Origin of the sequence: Cytobacillus dafuensis (assembly GCF_007995155.1) — a bacterium.
GTDB classification, from domain to species: domain Bacteria; phylum Bacillota; class Bacilli; order Bacillales; family Cytobacillaceae; genus Cytobacillus; species Cytobacillus dafuensis.
Window position 1 is genome coordinate 214176 of sequence record NZ_CP042593.1, and the last position, 20212, is coordinate 234387.

Below are 20212 nucleotides of genomic sequence, written 5' to 3' on the forward strand. Positions count from 1 at the left end.
TTAATATTATGCTAAAAACTATATTAAACTTTTTCATATAACCAATCCTTTAAAAATCATACGATACCAGATGAGTTAATTATCGAATTCCATACGGGTGTAATTGCAACGTTAAGCGCATGGTGGTTACAGAATAGAAAAAGTGTTTCAGCAGAAGAAATGGATAGATACTTCCGTCAGCTAATTAATCAAGATATTTTTCAATTTGAAAGGGAATGAAAAGAGAGGTTGTTGGTGTTAGAAATTTATGAGGTTTGAACATAAGAAAAAGCGTGTTTTAAAAAAAGATTGATCAAAACACGCTTTTTCTATATTCAATTGAAACATTCTTCTATAAAAAAGTTTGATAATTTATGACCCTGCTCAATTAAAGCGACCGATTGTTGCGTTAACTCAATTTTTTTCTCTTGCCCTCTGTGTATCTCTTATATTTTTCTGAACCGTTATAGCTGCAAATAAACTAAGAACAAATGCCATACCATAAAATCCTTTTTCGCTTAAAACAATACTTCCTGCATTGTATAAACCGATGGCCATTAATGAAATAGATACAATAAGTGCGAACCAACTAATACCATAATAAATAGGAGTAACTGGTATTCCCTCATCTTTATCTCGAACTGCTTTTTGTAAAGATATCGCCGAATAAAGTCCGAATACTAAAACTGCAAAGTAATATCCTTTTTCGTTCAATTGCATATTTGCGTTAAACAAACCTATAAGATAAGACGCAACACCTATTAATAGCGCTGCCCAAGAAGCCCCTTTGAAGGCTGAAGTCGGTTCTCCCTCTTTCCTTTCTTCTTTCACTTTTAAATCATTTCGTTTTCCTTTTTCTAATAAAACTTCATTTTCATTGGACATTCAATGTTTCGCCTCCATCTTTTAATCTAAGAATAATAGAGCACTAGATACACTGTAGTGCTCCTATTTGCATCTATTATATAGAAATTCTTACAAATAATACATAATTTTATCCTTAATTTCCATTTAGGATTTCTGAACTCACGACTTGCAAACTAACCTGCCATTAAGTTGAACAAGAAAAAGCGATCTTCGTTATTGAAGTATCGCACCTGTACTTATAATAAGGTCATCCAGATATTTAAAGTGTACCCTTTGTAAAAATTAGAATATTAAAAAAACTATATATATTTACCATTATCTCATAATGGTGTAATATTACACTTGTGTGATTATTTTTTTCAAGTCAATCAGTACAAACCTTTGAAAAGTAAGACAAGGGAGAGATGAATTTGAAAAAAAGTATAATAATAATAATAATAACTTTATTTCTTATTTTTTTTTGGACATTTTGGTTTATAAAAATACCAAAAAAAGAAAAAATGGAGATTTTAGAACGTAGGGTCGTCCAACATTTGGAATACAAAGGCATAGGGATACCTGATATTAAACTTATAGAGGTTTATTATAATCCTAAATTTAAAAGGGGACCAACTGCGTATATGTGTGTTGTAATATTGAAAAATAATCAGAAAATAAAATATCTATATTATATATCCAGAAATAATGAACTTATTGAAGAGGTTCATACCGTTCAGTAACTTTTTTGTCTTATAACACTTGAAGGATTGTACCCTTTACACGTAAATGAGAAAAAGCAAAAATTCTTTAATGATAAAACTAGTCTTTAATAAGTCTTTCGAATATTATTTCATAAGACATAGGTTTTCCGTGTCCATTATATTCCAATGGCAAGACCTGGACTAATCTCCAACCCTCGGATGCATAAGCATTAATGGTTTCTCTATGTGTTGGAGAAGAAAAAAATCCCCCCAGAGAAGTCTCTACAAACTTATATTCATACATACAATTTCACCTCCCAGTTCTCATATTTTAAGTACGTTTTTACCCTTAGAAATGTTTCAACTTCTTTCTTTAATAGATTTATGAAACTTTATTACTATTTTGCAATGATATTCAAACCGTTTACAGCCTCCCTTCGTTTCCTTTAATAGTACTGGTAATAATCAATTATGAAATGGAGGAAGAATTATGAAGAAGATCGTGTTTCTATCAGCTCTACTACTCTTTGTCATTACGGCTGCCGGATTTTTAGCTTATGCAAAAATGGACCGTAAACCGGTGTCCCAGGCAACAACAATTTCCAGTCAAAGTGATCATGTCATCCGGGTGTACGGACCGGGCGGACCACTTGGACCGATCAAGGAAGCTGCTGAACATTTTTCAGCTGAAACGGGTATCAAGGTGGAGGTAACAGCCGGACCAGAGGGCAAATGGATCGACCAGGCAAAGCAAGATGCAGATATTATTTTCGGTGGCTCCGAGTATATGCTGCAGGACTTCATCTTTAACCACCCCGAAATGATTGACACGAAATCACGAACGGAGCTTTACCCGCGTGCTGCAGGAATATTGGTGAGGAAAGGGAATCCTAAGAAGATTGAAAGCCTGGAGGATTTAACGAAAAATGGAGTGAAAATACTCGATGTGAATGGGGCTGGCCAGCTTGGCCTGTGGGAAGACATGGCAGGCAGAAAAGGGCTAATCGAAGGAATTTCCCAAAATATTACCCTTTCTGTAAAGTCGAGTGCCGAAGCCATTGAACTATGGAAATCGAATTCCAGCCTGGATGCCTGGATTACCTATGAATCGTGGCATTACCGGCTCCAGGATGTGACCGACCTGGTCGAACTGCCCGAAGAAGAAAAGCTCTATCGTGGAACGCCGATCGCCCTGACGAAAATCACCGATCAGAAAAAAGAGGCACAGCAATTCATAGATTATTTAAAAACGGATAAATCTCACCAAATCTTTCAAAAATGGGGCTGGAAGTAAGGACGAGCCTAGGCACGGTAACTATTCATTATTGTTATTTCTAATCAATTTTTATTATTAAAGAATGTAGATGGGGAGTTTTAGAAATATTATCTATATATCTTAAGGATATATAGATAATATTTTTGTTATATATACAGTTATTTATATTTGCTAAACACTTTCTGGACTACTTTTCTGAAAGGGAACATTCACTTGTGTTCTTACTACCACTTTCCTATATTCACAAACGTATCATAAAAGGCAACGTTGTTTTCCCCCATATCTGTCCTTAAAATGTGAACCAATCGATTTACATTAACTTCGGATTGGGGATACCAGCCTTGGTAAACCAAAAGAACGTCTTTTGGTACTTTATTACTATATACAGCCATAATTTCAATAGTATCTTGAGCGTTAAAGATTTTTATGACTTCTCCATCAAGAATCCCCAGAGTTTTTGCAACTTCTGAATTAATTTCTATGTATGCTTCTTCTTCAAAATAATCAAGATAATGGAATTGAGAATTTAGCCTATAGGGATGGTGAGGTGTTATCAGCCAAAAAGGATATTCCGCCGACGGTGCTTCTCCTTTTTTGTATATTGGTATTGGTGGAAGACCGTTTTGTTCGGCTTCTGTTGAGTAAAATTGGTACTTGCCTGTTTCAGTGGCAAATTTTCGGTCCATCCAGGCCACTTTTGGCTTATACTTTGTTATTGGCTTTTCAGTCAAATCAGCAATTGACCGAATATTGTATAGCTCAAACACCTGTTCATTAAATTGTGCATTTAGATACTCTTCTTCTGAAGATAAAATAGGGAAAGAACAGATTCCATCCCGATATTGATTAAGTCGTATGGCTAATTCGTTCATTATATTCCATTCACTGATACTCTCGTAGTATGGAGAGATCGCCTTTTCATTTAATGCGATAGCCTTATGCCAGGAGTTTGTAACAATATCAAGCTCCTCAAACTGTGTCGTAGTAGGCAAAATTAGATTCGACATTTGTGCTGTAGGGGTTAAAAATTGATCAACTGTCACAACGAATGGAATATTTTTGATAAACTGCTTAGTAAATCTTGAATCTGGATCTTGTGTGATAGGATTTGCACAGGAAATCCACATCATTTCAATAGGTGGCTGCAGGTTTGAGAATTGTAGTTGATTTAAAGATACTATTTGGTTTTTCGTATCTCCAGATTGTTGATTTTTAAATAACAATGATTCTCCCTGTTTAAAAAAAATTCCACCGCCAGTCCTACCTATGTCTCCGCAAATCGCAGCTAAAGCCTCTATAGCTCGAACCGTTTGTCCGCCATTGGAATGTTTTTGTAAGCCACAACCAATTATGTGTGAAACAGATTTGGCATTTTTAAAATAGCTAAGCATTAAGTTGATGGCTTCGTTGGAAACACCACACTTTAGTAAATATTCCTCTGTATCTATACTTCTCATTGACTCTACAAACGCATCAAATCCAAAGGAGTGATTTTCCAGAAAATCATGGTCAATCAAATCCGCCTCTATTATTCCTTTCATTAGTACATTAGCAAATGCTCCATCTGTACCAGGAACGATCTGAATATATACATCAGCTATTTCAGCAGTTTGTGTATAGATTGGATCGATAACGATAATCTTGGTCCCCTTTACTTTTGCTTCCATTAAATTAGGAATGAGATGATTATTAGTGGCAGCAGGATTGGAGCCCCAAATCATAATCATAGAAGCAAATCTAATCATAATAGGGTCTGACATTTGAACTGCTCCCATATCATATTGCATTGCTTTTGTCCCAGTAGTGGGGAACGGTGAACCATTCACTCTCGTTGATTTACCAATACTTGAAAAAAAATTATCTGTCACATAATGATGTACACCTGTATTTCCCGAACCTTTATATAATGCTAGAGGAAGAAAGTTTCCGAAATACTCATTTATTTTGATCATTTCACTCAATATAAGTTCAAAGGCTTTGTTCCAAGTAATTTGTTTAAGATTACCTGAACCTTTTACTTCTTGATAATAAGGAAATTTTAACCGATCACGATGATAGTTTTTTTCAATATAAGAAAATCCTTTTGAACACAAATACCCTTTTGAATATGGATTACGAGGATCACCAGTTATGTGAACAAGATGGTTATTTTCGACATGAGAAATCATTGTACAAGAACTTGGGCAGTTGACAGGACAAACGTTTTTATACGTTTTAGAACCGAAACCATTCATGATGATTCTCCTCCTAAAAAGTCAGTGTTTAAGGTGTAAATTCTGTGAAAACATTCACAAGATTGTCGCTAAAAGTATAAGAAATATTATATTTTCATTATAAACTATTGTTAAACAGATGGAAATATGAGGAATCTGCAATAAGACGAGAGAAGGAATGTTAGATGATAAGTCAGGTTATATTCTCTGTAGATCTAAGTAGATGTATCAATTGCAAGACATGTGAGATGGCCTGTAATGAATATCATGGTTTGACAGATATGCACAGGAGAAATGTAGTTTCTTATAAAACGGAAGAGAAAGAATGGGTTCATTTGTCTATTTCTTGCAATCATTGTGCAAATCCTGTGTGTGTTTCAATTTGTCCAGAGAACAATTTTAAAAAACGAAGAGATGGCATTGTGGTTCATCACGCGGATAATTGCCGTGCTTGCATGCGTTGTATAAAGGCTTGTCCTTTTCATGCTCCTAAATTAAATCCAAGAAAAAAAAGGGCTGATAAATGTAACTTGTGCGTTGAAAGAATTGATAGAGGTCTAAAGCCTGTCTGTGTGGAAAACTGTATTACTAAGGCTCTTGGTATCATAGTTGTTAACCCTGATGATATAAACAACTATGCTTTTAATAACACTGATATTCCTATTAAGGATTATACAAAACCATCAATTTTTGTTACAAAAAAACAAACCGGGAAGACATTTCTAAGGGAATGCTGATATTTTGTATGGAATTTTTTAGCTAATAGGAAAATTTAAGTTTATTAACGTACTAAAGTAAAGTGTGTGTTCAATTAAATATCTTCTAATAAGATCGCATAAGGAAAACTAAGGCACTCACCAAAAAGGACTTGGCGAACGCCAAGTTTTTCTAATAAGTAATTAAATCTCAACACATACCTTAACTTTTACCCTTTCGAAATGTTCTCCGACCATCCGTTTTTATGTAGGACAATATTACAAATACATATGAAATTTTTTAAAAAAAGGATGAAATCTCACCATGAAAAATTCGTTACAAGACATATTACTTACTCTTCCACTCAACCAGCTAAGTTTTGTTACCCATTTACCCAAGGAAAAGGTTTATTATAAAACAATTATAGAAGATGTTCCTGATGGCTGGCTTCAGGAACCAACTTTACTTATGATTAAATGTCACGAATGTCTAAATGAGATTAGAACATATAAAATATTCAATACATTAATGCAGGATTCAAATTTTGTTGGCCTAGTGATATGTTCTTATAACCCAGTTTTTATTCCAACCCAAATGCAATCCCTTTTTCAACAATTCCAATTACCTATTATCATTCTATATGATCCTTCTTTATCTTCATTGTTTCAGAAAGTAGATGAAAAACTTTATAACCATAATCAATTAAGTCTGGAATTAAGTGGATTTATCCAAAAAGGTTTTGTGAATATTGCATCGGAACTTGTAAAGGCATTAGATACACCTATGTTGTATTTGGATAGTCGTGATCAGTTAGTTTGGCAGAAGGGAAAGGAAGATAGTTTAAAGGAGGCTAATCGCTGGTTAAATGTTTTCTATAGAAATCTAAAAAATGACACTTCTTTGAATACCCCCTCCAATGATAGTGGTAAATCAAAAGAAGAAGCGCATTTTTTTAAACCCTACTTTATTAATATAGGGGGTTTATCCCAACAAACTTTAATTGTCTCCGGAGATCTAGTGGATTGGCAAAAAGAAATGATTGATAAATTCATAGGCTTAACAGCTCTCTTATTGCAAATCGAAGAATTATTTCAGGCACAGCAAGAGCAAATTCAAGATATTTTTGTTTATGAACTTCTTTATAGTAAATTTGAATCGAGATCGTTTATGATCAAACAAGGAAAAATATGGGGTTGGAACTTAGAGAGGCCACATTATTTATTAATAGTAAATATGAAACTTTTAGATGATTGTAAAGAGGTAAATTCGTTGGAAGTAATTTCGTCTTTCATAAAGGAGCATAATGAATCATTAATCGTATTTCCATTTCAAGGTGAAATCGTTGTATTAGTCGAAGCTATGGAAGCCCAGTTAAAGGGAGAAATCAAAAGATATATTGTAGAAATTGGAAACCAAATAGAAGAGGCCCTATCAGCTAATTGGACTGGTTATGAATTTTATATTGGGATAGGGGAATTGTATGAAGATTCTACTTATTTAAATAAAAGTTATCAGGAAGCAAAAATGGCTATGAGATTTGGGAAAAATTGGTTTGAGAATAAGAAAGTTATTCATATTCAAGACCTAGGGATTCTTCAGCTTATTATCAATTTAGATAATGACTTCCTTTACGATTATATTGAAAGGTATTTAGGCGCATTAATTGACTCTAATCAGAAAAATGAAACTGACTATCTTTATACATTAAAGGTATATTTTCAAAATCACAGAAGAATTAATGAACTTTCTGAAATTTTATACATCCATCCTAACACAATACGGTACCGCTTAAAAAAGATTGAGGATACAACGGGACTCCAACTAAATGATACAAATGATGCAATGAATCTAGAGATAGCTGTAAGATTATTTTATTTTCTTAAGGATGTGTAGAATGTTTTTAATCAGTTTGGCTGAATTATGTTTATATAAAACCCATCTTTATCCTATATTCAAAGAAAATACATATATTTGTGGAATTCAAGATTCAGTATCTCAATTATTTCATTAACTTAAGAAATTTGTTGCCTAAATGAAATCAAATATCAATTTTCATAAGTTAGTCACTTCTCTTCTATAAGTTTTGAAGAATAGTACAATTTGAGGACGATTAAAACTGTTTAGGTCTCCAATATGCGATTTGTACAACTAAATATAGAATGAATTATGAAAGGGGATTTTTGTTATAGTAATTCTCGGATTTATTGTGAAGTTATTCACAAATCTGTAACAAGAGAATCTCTTTGACCAAAATAAAAGAAGGGAAGTATCAGCATGAAGCGTAGAGCTTTCTTGAAATTATCAGCGGTTACCGGGATAGTAGCAGTGGATCCACTTGGGATTTCTTCATCGTTCACTTTTGCAGGTGATCCACCAAAATTTGAGCCTAAGAAATCTAAAGTTAAAGAATTAGAAGCGATCATCGATACTAAAACAGGAAAAGTAGAAGTTAACCCAAACATTTTTATGAGGAATAGTAATTGTGTGGCCTGTTATGGTAACTGTGGAAACAGAATTAAGGTAGATCGTAAAGGCAAGATTCTTAGCGTAACGGGAAATCCTTACAACCCGGAAAATGCCGAATATCCACTTGGTATGGACGAGCCATTAGAAAATGCTTATCTAGCTTTCAGCCAATATAAGGGTATGGGCAATAAGAATCGTGCTACTGTCTGTCAACGGGGGAATGCAACAATAGATGCACATTACGATCCAGATCGGATACTCGTCCCCTTAAAACGTACAGATAAAAGAGGAAAAGGAAAGTGGAAACCGATTACGTGGGAAGAGGCAGTTACTGAAACTGTCGAGGGTGGACAACTTTTTTCTGATATAGGAGAAACTCAGAAAATTGAAGGATTCCGTCAAGTGTATGATACTAAAACTTTAATTGATCCAAAACAGCCGGAATTTGGTCCGAAATCCAATCAATTAGTCCTATTTGGCGGGCGCGGCGATGGACGGAATCAAATTTATAGCAGATTTTCCGACGCATTTAGTTCGGTCAACTACTATGGTCATGGCTATTCATGAGGAGGTTCTAAAACTCCCGGTTCGGGGGTCAATAAAGGAGCAATTCTTAAGCCTGACATGAATCATGCTGAGTATATTCTGTATGTTGGAGCTTTTCCAGGTCATAGTGGAAAGCCAACGCAAACGATAGCACGACGGGCTGTAGGTGCTACTACTGATGGAGTACTGAAGTTTACTGTAGTAGACCCAGTGATGTGTGGGGGTGCTGTTGGACCTATAGGAGATAAAGCGAAGTGGGTTCCGATAAAGCCGACTACAGATGGTGCCTTTGTCATGGCACTCATTCAATGGATATTTGAAAATAAAAAGTATAATGAAGAATTTTTATCTGCACCATCATTAGACAAAGCCAGACTTCTTGGCTACAACAGTTGGACAAATGGTTGTCAACTTGTCATAACAGATCCGGAGCATCCTAATTATAGAAAAATGCTTCGCCCTGCTGATTTAGGGATGCCTGCTTCAGATGAAGAGGAAATATTCATCGTGATTGATAAGAAAACAGGTCAACCTGCGCTCCATACAGCGGTAGATGAAGCAGAGATTCTCTATAATGGAAAAATAAAAACAATTGATGGGCAAACAATAACAGTTCGCACAAGTTTAGACTTCCTTAAGGAAAGCGCTTATGCACATGATATGGAAACATATTCGAAGGAATGTGGCATTCCTGTACAAACAATTGAGGAAATAGCGAAGAAATTTACTTCCCACGGAGTTAAAGTTGGAGCGGAGGGTGGTTTTGGCGGAACTTCTGCTTCAAACGGTGTTCAATTGGCATTCGCAATGCAAATCCTTCCAGCTTTAATTGGCAGCTATAATAAAAAAGGCGGAATGATGGATAGACGGAAAATGTTTGCCAGTTTTGTAGATGGTCCGAGATACAACATGAAAACGATTGAAGGAGCAACTAAGACATCAGGTGTCGTCATAAGTCGTACTGGTGTTCGATATGAGGACACTACAGAATATAAAAATATAGTTGCTCGCGGTGAAAACCCTTATCCGTCAAAATTTCCGTGGCATCCTGTAGGAAGCGCTTCAGATAACCAAGCCATTTTTTCGATTATTAATCAATATCCATATCAAGCAAAAATCGTCATGAACTGGATGTTTAACCCGTTATTATCGACACCTTCTGCTGCTAGAAAAGAAGTGATCGAGAAGCTGTGCGATGTAAATATCGTTCCTTTGTTTATTTCGTCTGATGCTTTTATGGGCGAAATGACAGCGATAGCAGATTATGTTATTCCTGACACAACTCAGTTTGAGAACTGGGGAATAGGTTTTTCAGAGGGTACTATTCCTGTGAAATTGAGTAAAGTCCGCTGGCCGGTAGTAGAGCCAATGACAACGAAAATCTCTGATAACAGATATGCTTGTATAGAAAACTATCTTATCGATGTATGTAAAAAGGTTGGTATTCCTGGATTTGGTGATAAAGCATTTTCAGACAAAGATGGTAATGTCTATGCAGTTAATAATCCAGAGGATTTTTTCCTTCCTGTAATCGCAAACGTAGCTTTTGATGAAGAGCCTGTACCAGATATTAGTGATCATGAGATTGAGCTACAGGGCTTAAAATCTAAAATGGAAAAATGGAAATCAAGTCTTAAACAAGAAGAGCTTCGAAAAGTAGCCTATGTCATTTCCAGAGGTGGAAGATTTGAAAACCTTGAGAATGGGTATGTCGGAGAGGATAAAAGCAATTTCAAATACCCGTTTGAGGGCTGCTTCAAGATTTATGCTGAAGAAGCGGGCTCAGCAAAAGACAGCTATACAGGTGAATATTATTCTGGGGTACCTGGCTGGTATCCAGAAACCTTTGCTGATGGAACGCTTCTGACAGAAAAATATTCTGAAACAGAATGGCCGTTTAGAGGAGCTAATTATAAGCCAAAATTCAGAAGTGTAACTATGTTAGCAAACACAAGACTAAGGGATCTAAGTAAAACAAACTATTTAGAAATAAATACAGATGATGCAAAAAAATTAGGACTAAAAACTGGAGACAAAGTGAAGCTAATTGCTGCAACCGGAGGAGAAGTTACAGGAGAGCTGCTTGTTCGTCAAGGTGTTTCAAAAGGTACTGTAGCTGTAGAATTTGGCTATGGACACTGGGAATATGGTGCAAAAAAACACAAATTAGGGGATAAAACGATTGGTGGAGTTAAGGATATTGGAGATGGAGTGAATTTAACTGAAATAAGTTTAATGGATCCTACTTTCGAATATCCATTTGCTTTAAGTGAAATGATGACAGGTAGCGTTAGCCGTAACGGCGGGCTCTACCGTATTGAGAAAGCGTAGGTGTGGCGCCATGAATCTGACGACAAATGATCAAGAAACCCTTGCAAGACAAAATACGTATGGATTTCTTGCCAGCCTATTTTTACAGGAACCTGAAAAGGAAAATATCGAGGAAATTCAACAAAAACTAAACGATTTAATAAATAATATGGATCAAGTATTGATAACGTCCTCAGAAGAAGTGGATGATTTAATTCAGGAATATTATGACCTGTTCTTTGTCCCATCTTCAGGACAATATGTACCTCCTTTTGAATCAGCTTTGAGAAACTATCAGCCAAAGAAAAAGAAGCCGTATGGGAAGCTTTTTAGCAATGATGCTATCCATGTACAATCTTGCTATGATGCTGTTGGCTTTAAACCTTGGAAATTGAAAATCTTCAAACCATTAGAGGATGTAAAGTTCCCAGACCATATTGGTTTTGAACTGGCCTTCATGTCTGTATTATGCGCAAACGAGTTTGCTTCCAGAAATGAGGAAGATAAAGCTTTTCAATGGCAGATGCTTGAATACGAGTTTCTATCTGAGCATCTCAGCGAGTGGATTGGAAATTTCTCATTAGCTATTTCTAATAATTCAGCTGGCTTTTATCATAAGTGCGCAAGTGCAACACACAAAGTGGTTTTAGAAGATCTTAAGATTTTAGAGGAATTGGCAAATCAAAAGAGAGGAGAGTTATCATGAGTACAAACCCAAGATATGCAATGGTCATAGATTTAAGAAAATGTGTAGGATGTCATGCTTGTTCAATTACATGTAAAATGGAAAATGATGTGCCAGAAGGGCATTTTCGTTCTTGGGTAGTTGAGGCGGATGTTGGTGTATACCCGAATGTAACAAGAGCAAAATTGCCAAGACTATGTAATCAATGTGATGAAGCACCTTGTGCAACAGTATGCCCTGTTGTGGCAACGAAAAAGAATGAAAACGGAATTGTTACTGTTGATAAGGATAAGTGTATTGGCTGTCGCTATTGTATCGCTGCCTGTCCGTATGACGCACGCTATTTGGATCCAGAGACAGGTATAGCAGATAAATGTGATTTCTGTTTTGATAGAGTAGAAAGTGGATTAATGCCAGCCTGTGTTAGTACATGTATTGCTCATTCACGTATATTCGGGGATTTAAATGATCCAAATAGTGAAGTAAGCAAATTATTGAGTGAGAATTCGATTCAAACCTTAAATCCGGAATATGGAACGAAGTCAAAAGTATATTATATTGGCCTTGATAAAGTCTTTGCAACTCCAGATTTTCAAATCTTAAGAGACAAGGAGGCCAATTAAAATGAACGAAACTATCATACTAGACATTCAACACCAAATTCCATTTGGTATGGTTATTGTTTTCTATATTTTTATAGCAGGGATGAGTGCAGGGCTATATTTTTTTTCAACCCTCGGTCCCGTATTTGGAATAAAGAAAATGGAGCCCCTTGCAAAACCAGCTAGTGTTATGGCGTTAGCTGCAGTTATACCTGGTGTCCTTGCATTAATTGTTGATTTAGGTCAGCCTTTAAGATTCTATACTTTATTGTTCAGGTTTAATCCAAGCTCTGCGATGAGCTGGGGAACCTATATCTTAACAATATTTTCGATTTTGACTCTATTCTATATTTTCTTTTTATGGAAAAAAGACAGTAAGAAAGCTAAGTATTTTGGAATCGCAGGTCTTGTGTTTGCAATAGCATTAGGTTTGTATACAGGATTTTTGATTGCATTAGCGCCCGCACATCCGTTATGGAATTCAGCGATTATACCAGTTCTATTCTTGGTATCAGGATTGATCTCAGGATTAAGCATAATTAGTGTATGTGCGGTATTCTTCCCTAAGCTGACCGGGTTAAGTGACAAGAATTCGGAAGAGGTAATGCACCATCTTAAAACTTGGTTTATTCTACTTGAATTGACTTTATTAGGAGCACATTTGCTTACATTATTTGTTTCAGATTCAGGCAAAGCGGTATTCACTCATTTAGCCACAGGCGATAGAATGGTTTCATTCTTAGTCATTCAAATTGCAATTGGAATGGTGTTACCGTTAATCCTATTGTTAATAAGCAATTCGAAAATAATTATGGGTATTTCAAGCTTCTTAAGTTTAATTGGTGTTTTCTTCTTACGTCTCAATATCATTATTGGCGGACAGGAACTTCCTAAAACTGGATCTATGATGAATATACCCGAAAATGGTACACACGCGATGATTTTATCGTCTATTTTCATTGTATTAGCTGTTCTACTAATACTATTCTTACCTAAAATTGTTGATATAGTATTAAATAGATTCATTACACCAAAACAATATGGAAATAAATCTAAACCACATGCAGGCTAACATTTCAGTGGAAATTAGTCGGTAACCGAATTGTGAAAAGGAATAGAGTCTAAGCGAAATATTAAACAAAATGTTGAGAGGATTTCTACTTTGTAGGAGTCCTCTTTTAATATAAAGAGATCATGAAAATACGAGATATTCTCAAAAAAATAATGTGTTGTCTCGCTTCTTTTTTACACGTTAAGTATAAATTGTCAGCGCAGAAGATGATTCGACGCAGTTGCCAATTTTAGGAATTAAGTACAACGGGCAGGATGTCCTAGTCGGGCGAATGCCACAGGACGTGGCATGTATGAGAGCGATAAGTTCAACTACGCCTCTGTCTTCGCCTTTCCAAGGCTCGCCAATCGGCGAGTTTTCTTTATTTGCCTGAAAACGTTTTTATTTTTTAATCAAACGTTTGATTAAAAGCAGGAAAAAGCTAATATCAATGATAAAAGTGGAATGAAAAGGAAGAAAAAGACTGTATACCAGCATTTGAATCGGATTCAAGCAGGAGGATAAAGCGGGGAAGAACTTAATTTCTTAAAGCTTCATTTACGGGAAATATTGAACATCTATAGACAGATGGTTGAATAGGATAGAGTTATCTATATATGAATAGGTTTTGATTTAGAAATTGTTAAACTTTAAGGATTTTGTGAAAAAATTGTAAAAAATTCGTAGAAGTATTATTAGTCAAGTAATATGTAAAAAGAGGAGATAATTTACGAAGCCTAGATGTAAAAATTAAATTGTCAGTGAGGAGTTTTATAAGAAGTCTTACTCCTAAACTTAAATATGGCTTGAGACTATCAACTTTACAAGATTCTATTGATACATTGATATATGCTGCTTTGGTGTATGAAATAGGAGAAGATATCGAAGCAAGTTGGGTGCCTATCGAGAAAAATGTAAGTTTTTCTTATAGATTCAACCCGAATTGATGATCATTATGCTTTTATTTCCTATTCATGTCGTAAATTTGTTTTTATTCATTTTATATGGGAGCTATCTATGGAAATCAATAAGAGGTTTTTGTATTTAGGAGTTGCATGGACATTATTATTTGCTTTCTTGAGTTTCTATTGGGCAATGGGGGGAATGTTTGGCGTTAGATCCCTAGGAGGTTCAATTTATGAAATGGCATTAAATCCATCACAATCGTTTTTAGCAATTGTTTGGATGACTGGATTCATAAAATTGCTCGGAGCAGTATTGCTGACAATGCCGTTAATGAAATGGAGAAATTCTCTTATTCAAAAGTCACTCTATTTTGGAATAAAAATTTGTGGAATATTACTTTTTTTATATGGTTTGTTCAATTTCATAACAATCTCCTTGAATGCAATTGGTGTTTTAGACTTTACATTAGACAGATACTCTGCCTTCTGGAGATTAGTTTTTTGGGAGCCTTACTGGATGCTCGGAGGTTTATGCTACTTTTTTTCTATTAAAAAATTTCGGAATGTAGAGTTACAAGATACAATTTCATCTAAACAATAACTAGGGTCGTAATTTAAAATGATAGCAATTGTATGAATTTTGAGCCTCCACAATTGGGTCCTGGATTTAATAGAAAGCTCAGGGCAACACTGAGCTTTCCATATTATTAAAAGTTTAAATCTCATCTACTCCGCATCAAATAAATCTTCAATCTCCCGAGCAAGCTTGAAATCCAACTCCGTCAAACCATTTTCACTCCAGGAGGTGAGGGAGACAATCACCATTTTGTATTGAATATTGAAAAAAGGGTGATGGTTTTCCTTTTCCGCAAGGGATGCGATTTGATTAACGAAAGCGATCCCGTCTAAGAACTCTTTGAAACGAAAGCGGCATTCAATCCATTTGCTGTCGATTCTTTTCCACTTAGGTAGTGTGGTTAGTTGCAGGGATACTTCTTCTTCACTTAATAGTGTCATACGGTTACATTCCTCCGATCGAAGATGACATCTAATCCATTTTTAATTAGTCGGACGTAGCGATCCTCCTTACTCAATTTTTTAAGCTGATCTAGTATTCGCTGTTTAAGTGATGATTCCCTGTCATGCTTTTCTAATAGTTCAAGGACTTCAAGCTGAAGAAGCCATTCTTCTGGGAATTCATCGAGAACTTTTCCTGCAATGATTTGGATGTGATGTCCATCCGTGAAATTTGTTTCCCGAATTTGCCTTACTTCTGCATATAAATCTTCAAGAGGAGTATGAGTTTTTCCTTCTTGTTCATCGCATTCGTTTATTATTGGTTCACCATGGAATGACAGGTAATCGGCCGCGGTTGGGCGCGCAGATATGACTTGGCTACCCACCGCTAAATCATACGTACCCCAGGTTGGATGGAATAATACTTCATCCCCGTGTGTAACAAAGCATTCCGCTAAAGTGATTAAGACAAGTGAACCCTGATGAAAAACTAGGTCGGTCACATGACCAGAAACTTCAATACCACTTTCGAAAGTAATTTGCATCATCTTATTGATTTCAATGCCCAGCTTCTTCAGGCTCTCTTCCGTTTGATTCTCTAAATGAATGCCCCCATGAAGCTTTCCGATCGGTGCACTAAAGCCATCATGGTGTACATCGGTTCCGTGATGATTGAGCTGTTCATTTTGAATGGAAAGGGCACTAGGACCAGATGTTTTAACATAAATGGCTTCTCCATTCGTATCTTTAAGGATGTCACTGAATAGGCCAGTAATCTGAATGCCTGAATTGTACTCAATGTGAGCAATTTGGCAGGAAGCGATCGCTTTCTCGATGGCTTCTGTGCCGCCTTGACGAAAGGCCATCGTTTCACCGAATTTTGTTACTTCCTCAATCAATTGTTCAAAACTTTTGCAAACGAATAATTGGGTTTGCATGGATGTAACGTCGTAGCTAGTGGCAATCGCGTCCTCGATGGTGAACGGTCGTTTCGTCACATCGTCGGACAGGCAATGTTTACTTTCCCCTACAGAAGATAGTAGCCCGGCTCCAAAGATTTTTGGCTGATGAAGATTACCAATCAGACCAAATTCAACTGTCCACCAAAAGATTCGGGAGATTTGTTCGGCTTCAGAAAGACCCTTTACTGCCTGCTGCTTTTCCCTCAATTTATTTTTGGCTGCTTTGATTTCGTTCTCTGTTGATGTCGGACTCTCCATGACAATCGATAAATGCCTTGTCGCTTCAAACACCTCATGCTCTTCTTTTGTAGCAAAAGCATTCGCACCGATATTTCCGATTAATTTTACAAACTTAGAGTATATTTCATCGAATATAATCGGTGCATGACCTGCCGCCTCATGAAGAATATCGGGGGCAGGAGTGTATTCGATATTGGTCTTCTGACGGATATCCGTCGCGATCGGGAGGATGCCATGTGCCTGAAAATCAAAAAAGGCTGTCCCGGGAATCAATCCGTCAACAATGACGGCACCCCAGCCGATTTTTCCTAAATGTTTGTTCATTTCGCTCACTCTCGGAATGCTTTCAATATTAATTCCTGATGATTTTAAACCAGTCGTGAAGGCATCATGAGCAATGTCTTCAAGAAAATGATGATTCTGTCTCATTACATAACGCCAAACCGCATGATCAATGGGACTGTATGCATTGTAATGCTGCCTTGCTATAAATGGTCGTAAGTGTACGGGTATGGATTGTTTCATAATATAAATCTCCTTACATGGTTATTTATTACTTAAACGCTTTTAAGTACGAAAGTAAAAGTATAAAAAAAATCCCTGCTGAATATTCAGCAGGGACGAGTTTACTCGCGGTACCACCCTGATTGTAAGCAAAGAACTTACCACTTAACAGAATAACGGATAAACCGTCTTATTTCAGAAAAAGAAATAAGAAGCTCCAGAACCGTAATTCATGATCTCCTTTGTACTGGTTCGCAGCACCACCAGCTCTCTGCAACAGGGAAGATATCACTACTTCAATTCCTTCAAAGCATTTAAGTATAGATATGATGCTTTTTATCTTAAACGCTTTTAAGCATTAAAGTCAAGGGTGAATCTTTAAATTTTATGGAATTGGAAAATGTACGGGAGGCAAAAAGGTTATTCTTACTACAGAATTATTTTAAAATAGCTCTGCCTACTGAATAATATTCAATATGATATTTAGAAACCATCTCTAAGGAAAAACAATTCCTTCCGTCAAAAATAATTGGATGATTCATTAATATTTCATATTTTTCGAGAGGGAAGTCTTTGAATTCATCCCACTCAGTCGCGATAAAAACCATGTCTGAATTTGTTATGGCTTCCTCAATGGATGGAGCATAATGAATCTTTTCGCCCAAAACTTGCTTTGCTTCTTCCAGTACTAACGGGTCATAAGCCGTTACGATTGCGCCCTGCATAGTTAGCTCGGAAGCTATTTCAATGGCAATGGATCCACGTACATCGCTTGTATTCGGTTTAAAAGCTAACCCTAGTAATGCTATTTTTTTATCTTTTAAATTGCCAAAACGTTGCAGTGCTTTATTCAGTAATAAATATTTTTGTTGTTTATTTACCTTTAGTACAGCTTCTAAAATATCAAGTGATTGTCCAGCTTCAGTAGCTTTTTCAATTAGACCACGAGTGTCTTTAGGGAAGCAAGAGCCCCCGAATCCAATTCCAGCTTTTAAGAATGGAGTTCCTATTCGTGAATCTAGTCCCATTCCAAGTGATACATCTTCTATGTTGGCGCCAATATTTTCACATAAGTTTGCGATTTCATTAATGAAACTGATCTTGGTTGCTAAAAAAGCATTTGAGCTATATTTAATCATCTCAGCACTTAGTAGATCCGTCATAAAAATAGTTCTTCCGAAAGGTCGATGTATTTCCTCAATAATCGATGCTGCTTCTTTACTATCGGACCCGATCACAATCCGATCTGCATAAAAGGTATCATAAATTGCGGAACCCTCTCTTAAAAACTCAGGATTCGATACAATATTGATCATCACTTCATTTGTTAAATTCTCTTCAATTAACTGTTTAATGAATGTATTTGTGCCAACGGGAACAGTGCTTTTCGTGACTACGATTGTTTCTTGCTTCTTAATGTTTTCAGCAATCGTTTTTGCGGCCTCTTTGATATTGCTAAGGTCAACACTTCCATTTTGGGCAGTAGGGGTTCCTACTGTAATATAAATAACGTCGGCATCTGCTAATGCTAATTTAGAATCATTTGTAAAGAATAATTGGTTGTTAGTAAGGTTTTTTTTCAATAAATCATTTAAATCAGGCTCATAAAAGGGGGATATCCCTTTTTTCATTTGTGCAATATTATGTTCATTAATATCATAACAAATAACTTGATGGCCTATTTCTGCTAGAGTCACGCCAGTAACCAGTCCTACATGCCCAGTCCCAACAATCGTTATATTCTTCATATGTATTCCTCTCATTGCTGTATACTACTGTATTCACTTATATAAGATATTATAAGTTAAAAAATAAATGATAATCAAAAATTCGTTTAATGCAGTGTTTCTTTACTAAAAATGATATCCTAATTTAATTTTTACAGGCCGTTTTTTGCCTAATCAAAAAAGTGGTCTTTGGAAGAAATTATTCATTGACAATGATAATCGTTCTTATTATAATTCAATCGTGAATGAAAATCATTATCAATTGTATATTACTCTAAAAGTCGGGGGAAATTATTGTGAAGAAAAAAGAACTAACAGCGATCTTTGCTAGTTTTTTATTGGCGGGTAATGTTTTAACAGCGTGCAGTACTAGTGATAAAGAGGCAAGTACTGAAGAGAAAAAACAGGAAGAATCAGTTGATAAAGAAGAAACAAAGAATGAAACAGAAGCTAAAGAAGTGAATTATGCAGAGGTTTTCGAAGAAGCTGTTACGGAATTGTCAAAAGCTAAAGAAGGAAAAGAAGTAGACTTTGATAAAGTGATTGAACTTTATCAAAACGACCTTCAAAGCTTAGTACAAGATAGAGATTCAGAAAACGAAGATAAAATAGATCAGCATATTACTACCGCTTTACAAGCTGGTAAAGAAGGTACGATGGACAAGGTCGTTGTTAAGCAAATATTTGATAAATTAATGCAAAAAGTTTTCTACACATCGATTAAACATGACTTTAATGAGATAAATGAAAAATGGGGTAATAAAGAAGAAGTAGCAAAGGAAATGGAAGAGGCGAAGGCATATTATTCAATTCTTCAATCTACAGTAGAAAAACGTGATAGTGCGTATGGCACAAATATGGTGAGTGTGATTGACGGTGGATTTGATGAGATCGAAAAAGCTATAGAAGCTGATGATCAACTAAGTTTCTTACTAGGTAAGCAAGTGGTTGATAAAACACTTATGAAAACTTTTTATCTAGCAACTGGTGCTATTCCAAATGGATATGCAACAAAAGCGTCAGAGGCAGCTAAGACAAATAAGGAAGAAGCGGTTATCGAACAAGCAGAAGGTTGGGCTTTCTATCAGTCTCTATTCCCTTACTTGAATGGGCACGCTCCAGAAGAAGCAGCTTTCATTCAAGAGCAGTTTGATTTGCAAACGGATATTTCGACATTGAATGCTGCTGAAGTTAATAAGGCATTCATTCGTGGCTTCTCTAAAATCGCTCTTGATGAGTATGAGGAAAGTGTAGAAACTTGGGGAGAAGATAAATCTCCTGTAACAGCATTAGAAGGTGCACTATTTATAGACATCATTGGGGAAGATATTAAAGGGTTAATTGGAGAAGCAGAATACAGCAAACTTACCGAAAAAACTCAACAATATTTAGAAGCAGCTAAAGCAAAAGATAAACAAACTGGTGAGCCATTACTGAAAGAAATTCAAGCTACTTTACAAACAGTTATTGAAAAAGCAAAATAATG

Annotated in this window: 17 protein-coding genes, 1 pseudogene and 1 other annotated feature; of the genes and pseudogenes, 12 read left to right on the forward strand and 6 right to left on the reverse strand. The window is 35.9% G+C overall.

Annotation, left to right across the window (positions count from 1 at the left end; genetic code table 11):
- Nucleotides 1-45 precede the first annotated feature (45 nt).
- Nucleotides 46-219 (forward strand): annotated as a pseudogene (locus FSZ17_RS24055) (TetR/AcrR family transcriptional regulator); the annotation flags it as partial.
- 174 nt (nt 220-393) lie between these two features.
- On the opposite strand, the gene yiaA reads toward FSZ17_RS24055, so the two are convergent.
- On the reverse strand, nt 394-864 hold the full coding sequence (gene yiaA, locus FSZ17_RS01145; RefSeq protein WP_057776090.1) for an inner membrane protein YiaA: 471 nt from the start codon (nt 862-864) through the stop codon (nt 394-396).
- A gap of 392 nt (nt 865-1256) precedes the next feature.
- On the opposite strand from yiaA, the gene FSZ17_RS01150 reads away from it, so the two are divergent.
- On the forward strand, nt 1257-1565 hold the full coding sequence (locus tag FSZ17_RS01150) for a hypothetical protein (protein WP_057776091.1): 309 nt from the start codon (nt 1257-1259) through the stop codon (nt 1563-1565).
- Between the two features lie 79 nt (nt 1566-1644).
- On the opposite strand, the gene FSZ17_RS01155 is transcribed toward FSZ17_RS01150, so the two are convergent.
- On the reverse strand, nt 1645-1830 hold the full coding sequence (locus FSZ17_RS01155; RefSeq protein WP_057776092.1) for a DUF4177 domain-containing protein: 186 nt from the start codon (nt 1828-1830) through the stop codon (nt 1645-1647).
- Between the two features lie 186 nt (nt 1831-2016).
- Between FSZ17_RS01155 and FSZ17_RS01160 the strand changes: the two genes are divergently transcribed.
- Nucleotides 2017-2820, forward strand: coding sequence for an extracellular solute-binding protein (locus FSZ17_RS01160; RefSeq protein ID WP_057776093.1), 804 nt, complete (start codon nt 2017-2019; stop codon nt 2818-2820).
- Between the two features lie 206 nt (nt 2821-3026).
- Here FSZ17_RS01160 and FSZ17_RS01165 read toward each other — a convergent pair whose 3' ends face one another.
- Nucleotides 3027-5036 carry a molybdopterin-containing oxidoreductase family protein gene (locus tag FSZ17_RS01165; protein ID WP_057776094.1) on the reverse strand — a complete coding sequence of 670 codons (2010 nt, stop codon included), beginning with the start codon at nt 5034-5036 and terminating at the stop codon, nt 3027-3029.
- A gap of 164 nt (nt 5037-5200) precedes the next feature.
- Between FSZ17_RS01165 and FSZ17_RS01170 the strand changes: the two genes are divergently transcribed.
- From FSZ17_RS01170 to FSZ17_RS01200, 8 genes are all read left to right on the forward strand, one after another.
- Nucleotides 5201-5752 carry a 4Fe-4S dicluster domain-containing protein gene (locus FSZ17_RS01170; RefSeq protein ID WP_057776095.1) on the forward strand — a complete coding sequence of 184 codons (552 nt, stop codon included), beginning with the start codon at nt 5201-5203 and terminating at the stop codon, nt 5750-5752.
- Nucleotides 5753-6035: 283 nt separating this feature from the next.
- Nucleotides 6036-7604 (forward strand): PucR family transcriptional regulator, encoded by a 1569-nt coding sequence (locus FSZ17_RS01175; RefSeq protein ID WP_057776096.1) that lies wholly within the window; start codon nt 6036-6038, stop codon nt 7602-7604.
- Nucleotides 7605-7985: 381 nt separating this feature from the next.
- Nucleotides 7986-8744, forward strand: coding sequence for a molybdopterin-binding domain-containing protein (locus FSZ17_RS23595; protein WP_057776097.1), 759 nt, complete (start codon nt 7986-7988; stop codon nt 8742-8744).
- A 57-nt stretch (nt 8745-8801) separates the two neighbouring features.
- The gene (locus tag FSZ17_RS01180) at nt 8802-11054 is read left to right on the forward strand and encodes a molybdopterin dinucleotide binding domain-containing protein (protein ID WP_057776098.1); all 2253 of its coding nucleotides are present in this window, start codon (nt 8802-8804) and stop codon (nt 11052-11054) included.
- A 10-nt stretch (nt 11055-11064) separates the two neighbouring features.
- Nucleotides 11065-11739, forward strand: a complete 675-nt coding sequence (locus tag FSZ17_RS01185; RefSeq protein ID WP_057776099.1) for a TorD/DmsD family molecular chaperone — start codon at nt 11065-11067, stop codon at nt 11737-11739.
- Entirely contained in the window at nt 11736-12341 is a 606-nt protein-coding gene (locus tag FSZ17_RS01190; RefSeq protein WP_057776100.1) for a 4Fe-4S dicluster domain-containing protein, read from the forward strand. The genes FSZ17_RS01185 and FSZ17_RS01190 overlap by 4 nt, the downstream gene beginning before the upstream one ends.
- Nucleotide 12342: 1 nt before the next feature.
- Nucleotides 12343-13392 carry an NrfD/PsrC family molybdoenzyme membrane anchor subunit gene (gene nrfD / locus FSZ17_RS01195; RefSeq protein ID WP_057776101.1) on the forward strand — a complete coding sequence of 350 codons (1050 nt, stop codon included), beginning with the start codon at nt 12343-12345 and terminating at the stop codon, nt 13390-13392.
- A gap of 996 nt (nt 13393-14388) precedes the next feature.
- On the forward strand, nt 14389-14877 hold the full coding sequence (locus tag FSZ17_RS01200) for a DUF3995 domain-containing protein (protein ID WP_057776102.1): 489 nt from the start codon (nt 14389-14391) through the stop codon (nt 14875-14877).
- Between the two features lie 125 nt (nt 14878-15002).
- Here FSZ17_RS01200 and FSZ17_RS01205 read toward each other — a convergent pair whose 3' ends face one another.
- From FSZ17_RS01205 to FSZ17_RS01215, 3 genes are all read right to left on the reverse strand, one after another.
- Nucleotides 15003-15293, reverse strand: coding sequence for a 4a-hydroxytetrahydrobiopterin dehydratase (locus FSZ17_RS01205; protein WP_057776103.1), 291 nt, complete (start codon nt 15291-15293; stop codon nt 15003-15005).
- On the reverse strand, nt 15290-17020 hold the full coding sequence (locus FSZ17_RS01210; RefSeq protein WP_057776104.1) for an aromatic amino acid hydroxylase: 1731 nt from the start codon (nt 17018-17020) through the stop codon (nt 15290-15292). The genes FSZ17_RS01205 and FSZ17_RS01210 overlap by 4 nt, the downstream gene beginning before the upstream one ends.
- A gap of 88 nt (nt 17021-17108) precedes the next feature.
- Nucleotides 17109-17317: a binding site (T-box leader), on the reverse strand.
- Between the two features lie 119 nt (nt 17318-17436).
- Entirely contained in the window at nt 17437-18747 is a 1311-nt protein-coding gene (locus tag FSZ17_RS01215; RefSeq protein WP_057776105.1) for a UDP-glucose dehydrogenase family protein, read from the reverse strand.
- 269 nt (nt 18748-19016) lie between these two features.
- On the opposite strand from FSZ17_RS01215, the gene FSZ17_RS01220 reads away from it, so the two are divergent.
- The gene (locus FSZ17_RS01220) at nt 19017-20210 is read left to right on the forward strand and encodes a hypothetical protein (protein WP_057776106.1); all 1194 of its coding nucleotides are present in this window, start codon (nt 19017-19019) and stop codon (nt 20208-20210) included.
- Nucleotides 20211-20212 lie beyond the last annotated feature (2 nt).

Bases quoted from the DNA above. Each gene is read 5' to 3' on its own strand.
- FSZ17_RS23595 (WP_057776097.1), top strand. From the start codon at position 7,986: ATGAAGCGTAGAGCTTTCTTGAAATTATCAGCGGTTACCGGGATAGTA.
- FSZ17_RS01155 (WP_057776092.1), bottom strand. From the start codon at position 1,830: ATGTATGAATATAAGTTTGTAGAGACTTCTCTGGGGGGATTTTTTTCT.
- FSZ17_RS01175 (WP_057776096.1), top strand. From the start codon at position 6,036: ATGAAAAATTCGTTACAAGACATATTACTTACTCTTCCACTCAACCAG.
- FSZ17_RS01165 (WP_057776094.1), bottom strand. From the start codon at position 5,036: ATGAATGGTTTCGGTTCTAAAACGTATAAAAACGTTTGTCCTGTCAAC.
- FSZ17_RS01215 (WP_057776105.1), bottom strand. From the start codon at position 18,747: ATGAAGAATATAACGATTGTTGGGACTGGGCATGTAGGACTGGTTACT.
- FSZ17_RS01160 (WP_057776093.1), top strand. From the start codon at position 2,017: ATGAAGAAGATCGTGTTTCTATCAGCTCTACTACTCTTTGTCATTACG.
- FSZ17_RS01210 (WP_057776104.1), bottom strand. From the start codon at position 17,020: ATGAAACAATCCATACCCGTACACTTACGACCATTTATAGCAAGGCAG.
- FSZ17_RS01200 (WP_057776102.1), top strand. From the start codon at position 14,389: ATGGAAATCAATAAGAGGTTTTTGTATTTAGGAGTTGCATGGACATTA.
- FSZ17_RS01185 (WP_057776099.1), top strand. From the start codon at position 11,065: ATGAATCTGACGACAAATGATCAAGAAACCCTTGCAAGACAAAATACG.
- nrfD (WP_057776101.1), top strand. From the start codon at position 12,343: ATGAACGAAACTATCATACTAGACATTCAACACCAAATTCCATTTGGT.
- FSZ17_RS01170 (WP_057776095.1), top strand. From the start codon at position 5,201: ATGATAAGTCAGGTTATATTCTCTGTAGATCTAAGTAGATGTATCAAT.
- FSZ17_RS01205 (WP_057776103.1), bottom strand. From the start codon at position 15,293: ATGACACTATTAAGTGAAGAAGAAGTATCCCTGCAACTAACCACACTA.
- FSZ17_RS01190 (WP_057776100.1), top strand. From the start codon at position 11,736: ATGAGTACAAACCCAAGATATGCAATGGTCATAGATTTAAGAAAATGT.
- FSZ17_RS01180 (WP_057776098.1), top strand. From the start codon at position 8,802: ATGAATCATGCTGAGTATATTCTGTATGTTGGAGCTTTTCCAGGTCAT.
- yiaA (WP_057776090.1), bottom strand. From the start codon at position 864: ATGTCCAATGAAAATGAAGTTTTATTAGAAAAAGGAAAACGAAATGAT.